Origin of the sequence: Pedobacter psychrotolerans, from assembly GCF_004340665.1 — a bacterium.
Classification (GTDB): Bacteria; Bacteroidota; Bacteroidia; order Sphingobacteriales; family Sphingobacteriaceae; genus Pedobacter; species Pedobacter psychrotolerans.
In genome coordinates this window covers 63,491-76,678 of sequence record NZ_SLWO01000003.1, presented here as the reverse complement: position 1 = coordinate 76,678, position 13,188 = coordinate 63,491, and the positions used below count along the sequence as shown (strand labels likewise).

Sequence of the window (13,188 nt, the reverse complement as noted above, 5' to 3'; positions counted from 1 at the left end):
CAAACTTTGTAAGAGGGTAACCCAAAATTGTTCTTATTGTATAATTATCAATTTTGATGATGTTGTTATCGAAAAAGGTGATTTTTTATAGGCTGGTGTATTTTTTATCTTCGTGGTATGATAAAAGGACTATTTGAAACACATATTGATGTTGAAGATCTAGAAAGATCTATAGATTTTTATAAAAATGTAATGGGTTTAACCCAATGTTATTATGAAGAAGGAAGGAGAATTGCTTTCTTTTGGGTTGGCGAACCGAAAGGAGCAATGCTTGGACTCTGGGAAAAACCGAAAGGTGAAGTATGTGTAAGACACTTTGCTTTTAGATGCGATGTGGATGATGTGCTGAACAAATCCGTAAGCTTTTTGCAAGAGAACAACCTAAAGCCGTATAATTTTTTAAAGAGCGATGATTTAGCGCCTATGGTTTTTGCATGGATGCCGGCTATTGCTATTTATTTCAATGATCCTGACGGAAATGCATTGGAGTTTATTGCTATTCTGGAGGGCGAAGCCAAACCTGAGTTAGGCGTGATTTCTTACCCGGATTGGTTAAAGGTAAACTTGTAATTAGTATCAGAATTTATGAATGATATCTTAACGCCTTAATGGTTCAAATAAATATAGGTATGTTTTTGTATAAGTTATTAACCATTAGGGCATTAAGAAGTTAATTTACTTCCTTGTCTTCAATCATAATGCCGCCACCTTCGCAATGTATTAAGACAGTACATTCATCTCGTCGATCTTTTACCAGCACTTTGGTATTGATTTTACAAAGTTTTTCTACTAATGCATCCTGAATTTCAGCCCACTCCTGGCTAAGGGTTTCCAATTCCTTTTCTTTGCGTTCCCTTTCTACACAAGCAATAAGGTGTTCATCGGCCTGGTCGGAAGTAATGTATTTTTCCTTCGATAAATCTGGTACTTCAGCCGCATCCATAGCCCTTTTGGCAGCCTCTACCTCAATCGACTTTTCTTCATAATGATCAAATAATTCTTGTATTGATTTTTCCATTTAGGTAAGACCTTAAAAATGTTCATTTGGTTTTGTTCATTTGTAGAATTTGATTTCTATAAATGTCTGTGCTTCTGTTTGACTGCTTTTGTGAAGCTAAACAATTTGGATGACTTTTCTAATTAAAAATGAGCTCATTACAATAAGATTGTCTCATTAAAATAGTGTTCATTATAGTTGAAAATCCATTTCTAAACACTATCTTTGCGCCAAATTTGAGGCGCATTTTATGCAAAAGATTAGAAATATAGCTATTATAGCACACGTTGACCACGGTAAAACCACGTTGGTTGATAAGATTTTACACTCTTGTTCTATTTTTCGTGACAACGAACAAACAGGAGACTTGATATTGGATAATAACGATTTAGAACGCGAACGTGGTATCACGATTGTATCTAAAAACGTATCAGTTCAGTACAAAGACGTAAAAATTAACATTATTGACACTCCTGGTCACGCGGATTTTGGCGGTGAGGTAGAGCGTGTTTTGAAAATGGCAGATGGTGTACTTTTACTTTGCGATGCTTTTGAAGGTGCAATGCCTCAAACGCGTTTCGTAACGCAAAAAGCTTTAGCCCTTGGTTTAAAACCGATTGTGGTGGTAAACAAAGTGGATAAAGAAAACTGTCGCCCGGAAGAGGTTTATGAGCAAATTTTCGAATTGTTCTTTAACCTTGAGGCTACTGAAGAGCAATTGGATTTCCCGGTTATCTACGGTTCATCTAAACAAGGGTGGATGAGTACAGATTGGAAAGTTCCAACTACTGATATTTTTGCTTTATTGGATGCGGTTGTGGCAAACATTCCACCTGCGCCAATTAACGATGGTACTTTACAAATGCAAATTACTTCGTTAGATTATTCATCTTTCGTAGGTCGTATTGCAATTGGTCGTGTTCACCGTGGTACGATTAAAGAAAACCAACCGGTAACTTTAATTAAACGCGATGGTAAGATTGTTAAAACCAGAGTAAAAGAACTTTATACTTTCGAAGGTTTAGGAAAAATCCGTACCACAGAAGTAAGTTCTGGTGATATTTGTGCAGTTGTAGGTATTGATGGTTTTGATATTGGTGATACGATTTCTGACTTTGATGCACCAGAACAATTACCAGTAATCAGCATTGATGAGCCAACAATGAACATGTTGTTTACCATCAATAACTCTCCATTCTTCGGTAAAGAAGGTAAATTGGTTACTTCTCAACGTATTAAAGAGCGTTTGATTAAAGAAACTGAGAAAAATTTAGCTTTAAAAGTTGTTGAAACAGCATCTCCGGATTCATGGTTGGTTTACGGTCGTGGTATTCTCCATTTATCAGTTCTAATCGAAACGATGCGTCGTGAAGGTTATGAAATTCAGGTTGGTCAGCCACAGGTTATCGTAAAAGAAATCGATGGTAAAAAACATGAGCCAATTGAAACTTTAATTGTTGATGTACCGGGTGAAGTTTCTGGTAAAGTAATTGAATTGGTAACTCAACGTAAAGGTGAGTTGTTAATTATGGAGCCAAAAGGCGATTTACAACACTTAGAATTCGAAATCCCATCTCGTGGTATTATCGGTTTACGTAACAACGTTTTAACTGCTACTGCTGGTGAGGCGATTATGGCACACCGTTTCAAAGCTTACGAGCCTTGGAAAGGTACAATTCCAGGTCGTTCTAATGGTGTATTGGTTTCGATGGATAAAGGACAAACAACTGCTTATTCTATTGATAAGTTACAAGATAGAGGTCGTTTCTTTGTTGATCCGGGAGTTGATGTTTATGAAGGACAAATTATGGGTGAGCACATCCGTGATAATGACTTGGTCGTAAACATTGTTAAAGGAAAAGCATTAACCAACATGCGTGCATCTGGTACTGATGATAATGCTCGTATCGCACCTGCAATTAAATTCTCGTTAGAAGAGGCTATGGAATACATCCAGGCTGATGAGTATATCGAGGTTACACCTGCAAGCATGCGTTTACGTAAAATCTTCTTAACAGAGCAAGAACGTAAAGTTAAAGGAAAGCAATTTTCTTAGAAAAAGCATCACTCCAGCCCTTTCTAACGGAGGTGGAGTTGGATAAGCTATAATAGAAGCCTCGATGTAAATCGGGGCTTTTTTGTTTATTAACCATTTAAGGAATATAAGGTAATGTAAGTTGGATGGCGTAAATTTTTGGCGTTTAGGTTTTACCTACTATCCTTTGTTTCCCTCTCTTTCAGGAAAGGGACGGCTACGCAAGCTTGCCTAACCTAAAACCTTTCATAGGGAGAGGTCTTCTTGACCATTTAAGGAATATAAGATAATGTAAGTTGGATTGAAGATATTTCTAGCGTTCACAAGCTTTACCTACTATCCTTTGTTCCCCTACCTAAAACCATTCATAGGGAGAAGTCTTCTTTGACCATTTAAGGAATATAAGTTAATATAATTTGGATGGCGTAAATTTCTTGGCGTTTAGGTTTCAACCACTAAACTTTGTTTCCCTCTCTTTCAGGAGAGGGAGAGTTGCACCATTAGCCGAACCTAAAACCTTTCATAGGGAGAGGCTCTACTGCCCTAAAAAACTATCAACAGCCTTTATTGCATTTTCTACTCGCAGCGCTCCCAAGCCACCAATTACTTCGTATTTTGCATCCAAAGCCTTTAATTCCTTGTGCCAAACTTCCATGAAATATTCCCGTTGATTCGGAAAATCCCTAAGAGGGTCATCCTGCCATGGCAAATCAATATCCATTAAGAGATAGAGGTCATAAGGCCTTTTCGGAAGCGCATCTAATACCACCTTGGGAGTTTCACCTAGCATCTCATCGCTCCAGATTTTTACCGTTACAAAAGTTGTATCACAGATAATAAAATTACTTTTGGTGGTGGTGAGGATGGCATCTTCCAATGCTACCTGTCCATAATACATATTCACCTCATCTTGTAAGGTGTAAGGAGCTGTTAAATTTTCACAGTAATAACGGGCATATTCAGGCACCCAGGAAACGCCATAATGTTTTGCCAGTAATTGAGACATGGTCGATTTACCTGTACTCTCTGGCCCGACAATGGCAATTTTTTTAATTGATTTGTTCACGATATGTTTTTCTCCAGATTAAATAACCATTAAATGCAATAACAATTAGTACGAGATATAGTAATGCGCTTAGGTTAAGATTTTTATAAATAAATAATGGAACATAACAGATATTGGCAAAAACCCACAGTAACCAGTTTTCTAACATTTTTCTGGTTAAGAGCAACTGCGCGGCAAAACTTACAGAAGTACAAAATCCATCTGCATAAGGTACGGTACTGTTAGTGTAATGATCCATAAACCAACCGAGTAAAACACTTAGCAGGGTAATAGATAAAATTACCAAAAGCCACTGTCTCAATGTCAGCCTGGAAATTGGCCGATGTTGCTCCACCTTCTTATTAATCCAGAAATACCAGCCATAAAATGCGGTAAACAAGAAATAAATCTGAAGCGTCATGTCGCCGTACATTGCCTCTCTAAAAAACAATATGCCATAAGCGACCACACTGATGATGGAGATTGGCCAGTTCCAGATACTTTCTTTGGCGGCAAGATAAATGCAGAGAAAACCAGCAATCACCGCAACCCATTCTAAAAGGGTGGTCTGCTGAAACTGTGAAGTAACAAATTGAAAGAATGATGCTATTAGCATGATCATATTGATCAAAAGTAAGAGAAAAAGCTATAAAAGAAAAAATCCGGTAGAGGAGGGCTCCTCTAACCGGATAATAAACCAAACAAACTATTTATGAAGAAATCCTCATTGGCGGTTAACTACTCCGCCGAGGAAGCTTTAGATCTTTTTCTAAAGTATATACAAAACGCATATATGTTCTGCTTATTACAACATTATTGCCAATAATACCCATTTAAATCATTCATGACTTAAACATGACTTCGTGTTCTTTTAACACTATATTTATGTTACATTTTAACAAATTTTTAACGATTGTTCCTTACTTTTGCAATCGGTTTATAATCAAATGCGTGATTAAATTGTGCCAATTAGAATATAATTTTTTTAAAAAATAATACAGTGTTCTGTTTTGGCGACAAACAAATTGGTTGTATGAATCGTTTAAAACGGAGTTTCCATCGAGATGGAATTTTAAAAACAAAAAAAATAAATTATGAAAAAGCTGAGTGTTTTTTGCGTAGCCTTAATTCTTTCATCTATTCTGTTTGTGGCTTTTACTTTTGTTAAATTAGGTGGTATTGTTGGGCGGGTAGGCCCAGCTGACGCAGCGACGGGTGTTTCACTTATTGCTGGTCAGGATACTATGAGTGTTCCCGTTAATCAAGGTAGCTTTTCTTTTACCAAGCTGAAAGAAGGGGTTTATACGTTAGTGATCAAAGCCAATGCGCCATATAAAGATGCTGTTATTGAAAATGTTGCTGTTAAAGACAGTACCACTACCGACCTGGGAGAAGTGAGATTGAAGCAATAGCATAAAAAAAACAAAAAAGGAGCATCAGCTCCTTTTTTGTTTTCAGAATTTAGATCGATCTCATTACCAATAAACAGAAAGAATAATTCTTCTTGAAAACATCTGTTTAACTATTTCATAACCTTAATTTATTCTTTAGTTTGTTAGCATAAAAAGGTGCATTCCAGTGGTTTGATTTAGGGTATATTAATTTTAAAAATTTAATCAAAAAACTACTTCAAAAAACATATCTTTGCATCCCGACAGAACAGTTGGGATTTTCTCTTCAAAAAGCAAAAAACCTCCTTGCTTCTTCACCTTTACCAAGTCAAATACTTTAGAATTTTAATCATTGTTTAAGCTTAATCATGCCTAAAGACACTTCAATACGCTCAGTATTAATTATCGGATCGGGACCAATTATTATTGGCCAAGCCTGCGAATTTGATTATGCCGGTTCGCAAGCGGCACTTTCTTTAAAAGAAGAAGGGATTACCGTTTCCATTATCAACTCTAATCCGGCAACAATTATGACGGATAAAGTTATTGGTGATCATGTTTATCTTCGCCCTTTAACTGTTGATTCAATTGAAGCTATTCTTCAAGAGCATATAAACTCTACAGATTTACCTAGAATTGACGCTGTTTTGCCAACTATGGGCGGTCAAACAGCGCTAAATCTTTGTGTAGAAGCTTCCGAGCGTGGTGTTTGGGAAAAATATGGTGTTAAAGTTGTCGGTGTTGATGTAGCGGCTATCGAAAAAACCGAAAACCGTGAATCTTTCCGCCAGTTAATGGTTGATATAGGTGTAGGTGTAGCACCTTCTAAAATTGCCAACTCATTTTTAGAAGGTAAAGAAGCTGCTCAAGAAATTGGTTTTCCTTTGGTAATTCGCCCATCGTATACTTTAGGTGGTTCTGGTGGTGGTTTTGTGCACAAAAAGGAAGAATTTGACGCTGCACTTAAACGTGGCTTAGAAGCTTCGCCAACACATGAGGTTTTGGTAGAACAAGCTGTTTTAGGCTGGAAAGAATATGAGTTGGAGCTATTGAGAGACAGCAACGATAATGTAATCATTATCTGCTCAATCGAAAACTTCGATCCAATGGGTATCCACACAGGAGATTCCATTACTGTAGCACCAGCGATGACCTTATCTGACCGTTGTTACCAGGATATGAGAAATCAGGCCATCAAAATGATGCGTGCTATCGGTACTTTTGCTGGTGGATGTAATGTTCAATTCTCGGTAAATCCTGCAAATGATGACATTATCGCCATCGAAATTAATCCACGTGTATCCCGTTCATCAGCTTTAGCGAGTAAAGCAACTGGTTATCCAATCGCTAAAATTGCAGCGAAATTAGCTATCGGTTATAACTTGGATGAGATTGAAAATCAAATTACCAAAACAACTTCAGCATACTTTGAGCCTACTTTAGATTACGTAATCGTTAAAATCCCTCGCTGGAATTTCGATAAATTTAAAGGAGCTAACAAAGAACTAGGCTTACAAATGAAATCTGTAGGTGAGGTAATGGCAATCGGCCGTACTTTTATCGAAGCCTTACAGAAAGCCTGTCAGAGTTTAGAAATAAGCCGTGCGGGTTTAGGTGCTGATGGCAGACAAGTGCGAAACATCGAAGAAATTATGGACGGTTTGGAGCATGCTTCCTGGAATCGTTTATTCTTAATAAAAGATGCCATGACAATGGGTGTGCCTTTGGAATCTATCCGTAAGGTAACTAAAATTGATAAATGGTTCTTAAACCAAATTCAGGATCTTGTTCTTTTAGAAACTGAATTAAAAAGATATTCATTAAATAATATTCCTCGTGATTTCTTCTTTACCCTTAAACAAAAAGGATTCTCTGATATTCAGATTGCCTGGTTGTTAGGGAATGTTACCGAAGATGAGGTTTATGATCGCCGTAAGGCTTTAGGCATCAACAGAGTTTATAAAATGGTGGATACTTGTGCTGCGGAATTCCCTGCTCAAACACCTTATTACTATTCTTCTTTTGATGAGGAAAATGAATCAATCCCTACAGAAAATAAAAAGGTAATTGTTTTAGGTTCTGGCCCTAACCGTATTGGTCAGGGAATAGAATTTGATTACTCTTGCGTACATGGTTTATTAGCTGCTAAAGAGTCTGGTTTTGAAGCCATCATGGTGAACTGTAACCCTGAAACGGTTTCTACAGATTTTAATATGGCTGATAAATTATACTTCGAGCCAGTTTTCTGGGAACATGTTCGTGAAATTATTGAGTTAGAAAAGCCAGTTGGCGTGATTGTTCAATTGGGCGGTCAAACAGCCTTGAAAATGGCAGAAAAATTATCGGCACTAGGCGTTAAAATTATCGGAACATCTTTCGAGAATATGGATATCGCTGAAGATCGCGGTCGCTTCTCAGATTTATTAAAAGAGTTAAATATTCCATATCCTAAATATGGTGTAGCTGAAAATGCTGAAGAAGCTATTGTGGTTGCCAATGAAGTAGGTTATCCAGTATTGGTTCGTCCAAGTTATGTATTAGGTGGACAAGGGATGAGCATTGTAATTAACGATGAAGACCTGGAAAAAGCAGTAGTAAAATTATTAGGTGATTTGCCTGGTAATCGTGTGTTGATTGATCACTTTTTAGATAGGGCAGAGGAAGCTGAATCTGATTCAATCTCTGATGGTGATGATGTTCACATTATTGGGATGATGGAACATATTGAGCCTGCGGGTATTCACTCCGGTGATTCATTTGCGGTGTTACCTACTTTTAGCTTGCCAGAATCGGTAACTAAGGCAATGGAAGAGTATTCCATCAAGATTGCGAAAGCTTTAGATGTACGTGGCTTGTTGAATATTCAGTTTGCCATCAAGGATGAAAAGGTTTACGTGATTGAGGCTAATCCAAGAGCATCTCGTACGGTTCCTTTTATTGCCAAGGCATATGACGTTCCATATATTAACATTGCAGCTAAAATTATGTTAGGTGTAGCGAAATTGAAAGATTTCACTATCGAACGTAAGCTTAAAGGTTATGCAATTAAAGAACCGGTATTTTCTTACGATAAATTTCCTGAGGTTACGAAAGAGTTAGGCCCTGAAATGAAATCTACTGGTGAAGCGATACGTTTCATTAAAGATTTAGAAGATCCTTACTTCCGTAAGCTTTACAAAGATAAATCAATGTATTTGAGTAAATAAAATAGGAAAGGGCGATGGAAACATCGCCCTTTTTGTTTTCAAATTGTGCTGATCAAAATGAGGTATAAACAGCAGGTCTCAAACTTCATAATTTAATTCTTCATTCTGTTTTGCTCTGCTTCTGAACCTGTGGTGCGGCGACGGGCAGGTTTAATCTCTTTACCAAAACGGTAAGTGAAAGTTATTCTTCCAATCTGGCTTTCATTTTTCTGATGTACCTCATATTTCAAGCCTGGGTAAGCACTGGAAATATCATTTTTGTAGGTATTGAATATATCAGACAAAGCCAATTTCAAAGTTGCTTTTTTGTCTAATAATGATTTGCTTAAACCAGCATCAATAGAATAGCGGGATTTGATTCTTAAAGTGCCATAATCTAGGGGTGATTCATAGCTGCCATTTAACTCTGCAGTAAAACCACTTACAATGGTAAAGCTTTGCTGAGATTTAAACTGGAAGGATGTTTTTCCAGTTTTCAAGGCCACACCAGCTAAATCCGGCGCCTCAAAACTTAAGTAGAAAACGTTTAAGTTGTTGTTCATCGACCACCACTTTGCTACCTGAACAGGAATGTTTAAGTTGGCATTGTAACTGGTGTTTTTAGCTAGATTTTCATTGGTTTGAAATAATGCTTTTTGTGCTGAATCTGGTAATAATACTTCAGTAATTACATCGTTAGTTTTACTATAACCAACGGAAAGCATATATTTCTTCATGAAAGTGTAACTTAACTCAACATTATTGGTGTATTGCGGTTTCAAAAATGGATTTCCTTTATTGTAGGTATATTGATCCAGATAGTATATAAAAGGATTTAAAGCATCATAACTTGGACGGTCTATCCTGCGACTGTAGGAGAAACCCAATTGATTATTTTTCGAAAGTGTTTGCTGCACAAATAATGTCGGGAAGAAATCGAAATAATTTCGTTCTACTATCGTATTTGTAGTAACCAGGTTTCCTTTAGAATTGGTTTGCTCAATCCTTAAACCAAGTTGAATACTGGTATTTTTGAATTGCTTGTTAATATTAGTGTAAGCCGCATTTACATTTTCATCATACACAAACTGATTGCTGCGGCGAACATCATTTTGCCAAACATTATTAACCAATTCTTCAGCCTGCAAATCGTTATCTGTTTTTACCCAGCTACTTTTTAGGCCAGCTTCAAGCTTGATGGTTTTACTCAATGCAACATTATAATCAACTTTAAAAGCTTTAATATCAATTTTTGAAGGTGTACCGTTTCTGGTATAATTAATTGGGCGAATTCTATTTCCATTGGCGAACATATAATCATTCTCATATTCAGAACCATCGTTTCCATTGTATTTAGAGTAATCAAAATCTGCAGAAATTTCAGAGCCTGCGGTATCTAAAACTGATTTGTAATTGAGGTTATAAGAAATATTATTGTATTTATTGGTTTGCAAACTATTAGATGCTAGTGTTGAATCTACCTGTTGGAATGACGGTCCAATTAACGTATTATTTTTAGAAGCCTCTGTTCCGCGATTAAAATAGCCATTTACCAATACGCCTATTGTATTATTTTTATCGATGAAGTAATCTAAGCCTGCTTTGAAATTATTGTTTTGCTGTTTTCTTAAGCTCGATCCTGATTGCATAAAATAAGTATCTGGTGTTCCGTTTGAAATACGGTCAATAGTAATGATATTTTCACGGGTAGTTTTTCCGTAATTATAGTTTCCAAACAGATTCAGTTTTTTTGTTCTATGGTTCAGGTTCAGACCTGTGTTACCTCTAAAGTTTTTACCATATCCGGCTGTTGCATTTAGGCTTCCATTTGTGCCACCAGCTTTGTTTTTCTTTGTTTTAATGTTGATAATTCCCGAATTTCCGGCTGCATCGTATTTAGAGGATGGATTAGTAATCAATTCGATGGTTTCAATTTCTGAGCTTTGCATGTTCCGAAGTAGATTCGCTACATCGGCGCTACTCATATAGGTTTGTTTCCCATCAAGCTGAATTAAAACACCCTGTTTGCCCTGCATTGAAATGTTATCATTCTGATCTACCGAAACTCCCGGTGCTTTTTGTAATACCTCCAGTGCGGTAGAGCCCGTCATGATGGCACTGGTTGAAACGTTCATCACTACCCTATCCATTTTTCTTTCGATTAATGGTTTGGTTACAGCAATACTTACTTCTTTTAAATTTTGAGTGCTGGAGGCGAGTTGAGCAGAACCAAAATCTACCTTCTGGTTTTTGTCTGTAAGTGTAATGGTTTTACTTTTAAAAGTATTGTAGCCCATGTTACTGGCTTTGTAAAAGTAGCTTCCTTCTGTGTTGACAGCAAAACCAAAAATGCCATTTTGATCCGTAAAACTGGTTTTTACAATGCTTGAATCAGCTGCTTTATATAATACTACTGTTGCATAATCTACTGGTTTTTTATTCTCATCAAGGATAATTCCCGTTAGGTTAGGCTTGGGCGAAGTTTGTGCAAATAAACTTACTGAAGAGAAAGCAGTAATGATGATGAAGGATATTTTGTATAAAATTCTCATTTGTTTCGGTTTAAGTTTTAAAAAATCCAGGCAAAATAGTTCCATAACGCATGTTGCATACGCTTTCTATTTTTGCCTTTATGTTTAAAGTTTAGCTTGGAAACGAATAGTCTCCCTTTTTAGTTATCAGTAAGACGAACGTTTTTTTAAAAGGTTACGCAGTTTTTAAAAAAAAAGAAAAATCCCTGATTCAAAGACGAGTATAAGTCTTTAAATCAGGGATTTATTTTGCACATCGAAAAACAATGTGCTATTTGTTTTTACTGCTATTTTACACCTAATACGTCTACACCTTGTTCAAAAACAACATCAACAGGAATGTTTTTTCTGGTCAAACGGTCCAGGTCTTGCTGAAGTGTAGCTGGAATAACCGCTTTTTCTTTTTGAGTCTTCTCTACTGCAGCTTTATCACCGTTCCCTTGTAAAGTAATAATGAATGCACTAAGCTCATTCATAGCAGAGGCAAACTTTTCGAAGTTAACTTTATATGTTCCTTTGGATGTACGCTCGAAAGCGCCTTTTTCTGCAAAGTAATTAAAGCATTGCATGTTGGCTTTGCCATGTGCCTCTGATACGCCAAAACGAACTGATCTTAAAATGCCAGCCATAAAGGTGGTATAATAACTTTTAATGTCGCCTTGAAGCTCACCTTTTTTTAATAAGCCAGTAACCATGTACAAGCCTAAAATATCAGCTTTGCCTTCTTCCAACCAGCTGTATTGTTCTTTTAAAGCCTCACGAACAAAGCCTTTTCCTGTAATGGTTTTTTTGATTCCCAAACCATGTGCAACCTCATGAAACATTACATTGGCAAAAAAAGCATCGAACTTAATATATTGCTGCTGATCGGCATCAATTAATTCCCTCGAAATAGGAAGGAGAATCTTATCAAATTTCGCTTGCATCGCATTTTTGAGTTGCGAGCGGCGGGTCCCTTTTTCCTGTTGAATTTTCTCATCATTCGGCAAGTTAACCGCAATGGTTTTTGATCCGGCATTGCAATCTCCGGCATAATACACTACATCGTAAGCATTCAATTCAGAATCTGTTCCTGGTGTTTCGGTTTTATACTTAGCCGGTACTGGAAGGTTTTTTTGTAATTCTGGTAAAAGCTTTACGTATTTTGCCAGGCGCTTACTCCATTCTTTATCTTTAATTAAAACATAGGCTTCATAACTGGTACGGGCATTGAAAAGTTTATCTTCATAATTTTCAATCGGACCTATAATAATATCCAATCCGTTTGTTTTCATGTCTAACCAGGCATAATCACTAGCGGTAAACTTATCCGTTACTAAGGCATCAGCGCGTAGGTTTAGATATTTTTTTAAGCCAGCATCTTCTGCGATTAGTGCTGCTTGTTTCAAAAGGGAACTTGCTCTTTGTAATTCAGAAGCGAATAATACATGATAAGGAACAGTAATGAATTTTCCGAGGCTATCTTTTTTTACTACTGAATATGCTCCATATTTATCTGTTAATTCAGCTTTTTCAATTTCTTCCTTTGTGGTGCCATAAGGATAAAATGAGGCACCTTCAGGTTTATTTCCCACTCCTGCAACGAAAGGTTTGTCATTATTTAACCTGTCCCAAGGTCCATAGTTAATATTAACAAATTCGCGGGTTTTTTCATCCTTAATGGTGGCCAATAAACTATCACGTTGAGGATAGGCCTGCTTCCAATAAAGTTCATCCATAATTTCAGCTGCCTGAATAAGAAGCGGCAAAATTTTACGGTCATTAACACTAAGCTGATTAAGATTTGTGCTAAGTTTTACCCTTTCATATATAGGAAGTCTGTTTGCAACATAGTCCGTTAAGCTATCTTTTTGTACAACGGTTACTTTTTCTTCAGTAGGTTTGCCCGTATTTCTACAAGCAGTAAATAAACTTGTAGAACAGGCTATTGCCGATACAAATAGTATAGGTTTGTATAGTTTTTTCATGATTAAGATATATCGCGACTAAATTACTAAAATTTGA

General features: G+C 36.7%; 9 protein-coding genes. 4 read left to right on the top strand and 5 right to left on the bottom strand.

Features of this window, described 5'->3' with window-relative positions:
- The first annotated feature begins 117 nt into the window (after positions 1-117).
- On the top strand, positions 118-570 hold the full coding sequence (locus EV200_RS07690) for a VOC family protein (protein WP_132530840.1): 453 nt from the start codon (positions 118-120) through the stop codon (positions 568-570).
- Between the two features lie 100 nt (positions 571-670).
- On the opposite strand, the gene EV200_RS07685 is transcribed toward EV200_RS07690, so the two are convergent.
- Complete coding sequence (locus EV200_RS07685) at positions 671-1,018, bottom strand: hypothetical protein (protein WP_132530838.1); 348 nt, start codon at positions 1,016-1,018, stop codon at positions 671-673.
- A gap of 229 nt (positions 1,019-1,247) precedes the next feature.
- Here EV200_RS07685 and typA point away from each other — a divergent pair, with 229 nt between their 5' ends.
- Positions 1,248-3,053 (top strand): translational GTPase TypA, encoded by a 1,806-nt coding sequence (gene typA / locus EV200_RS07680; protein WP_132530836.1) that lies wholly within the window; start codon positions 1,248-1,250, stop codon positions 3,051-3,053.
- 514 nt (positions 3,054-3,567) lie between these two features.
- On the opposite strand, the gene EV200_RS07675 is transcribed toward typA, so the two are convergent.
- Both EV200_RS07675 and pnuC read right to left on the bottom strand, forming a co-directional pair.
- The gene (locus tag EV200_RS07675; RefSeq protein WP_132530834.1) at positions 3,568-4,098 is read right to left on the bottom strand and encodes an AAA family ATPase; all 531 of its coding nucleotides are present in this window, start codon (positions 4,096-4,098) and stop codon (positions 3,568-3,570) included.
- Positions 4,082-4,693 (bottom strand): nicotinamide riboside transporter PnuC, encoded by a 612-nt coding sequence (gene pnuC / locus EV200_RS07670; RefSeq protein WP_244312976.1) that lies wholly within the window; start codon positions 4,691-4,693, stop codon positions 4,082-4,084. Before pnuC ends, EV200_RS07675 begins: the two co-directional genes overlap by 17 nt.
- 478 nt (positions 4,694-5,171) lie before the next feature.
- Between pnuC and EV200_RS07665 the strand changes: the two genes are divergently transcribed.
- Positions 5,172-5,489 carry a carboxypeptidase regulatory-like domain-containing protein gene (locus EV200_RS07665; protein ID WP_132530832.1) on the top strand — a complete coding sequence of 106 codons (318 nt, stop codon included), beginning with the start codon at positions 5,172-5,174 and terminating at the stop codon, positions 5,487-5,489.
- A 347-nt stretch (positions 5,490-5,836) separates the two neighbouring features.
- Positions 5,837-8,674, top strand: coding sequence for a carbamoyl-phosphate synthase large subunit (gene carB, locus EV200_RS07660; protein WP_132530830.1), 2,838 nt, complete (start codon positions 5,837-5,839; stop codon positions 8,672-8,674).
- A 92-nt stretch (positions 8,675-8,766) separates the two neighbouring features.
- On the opposite strand, the gene EV200_RS07655 is transcribed toward carB, so the two are convergent.
- Positions 8,767-11,205, bottom strand: coding sequence for a TonB-dependent receptor domain-containing protein (locus EV200_RS07655; RefSeq protein WP_165877889.1), 2,439 nt, complete (start codon positions 11,203-11,205; stop codon positions 8,767-8,769).
- 266 nt (positions 11,206-11,471) lie between these two features.
- Complete coding sequence (locus EV200_RS07650) at positions 11,472-13,151, bottom strand: dipeptidyl-peptidase 3 family protein (RefSeq protein ID WP_132530826.1); 1,680 nt, start codon at positions 13,149-13,151, stop codon at positions 11,472-11,474.
- Positions 13,152-13,188 lie beyond the last annotated feature (37 nt).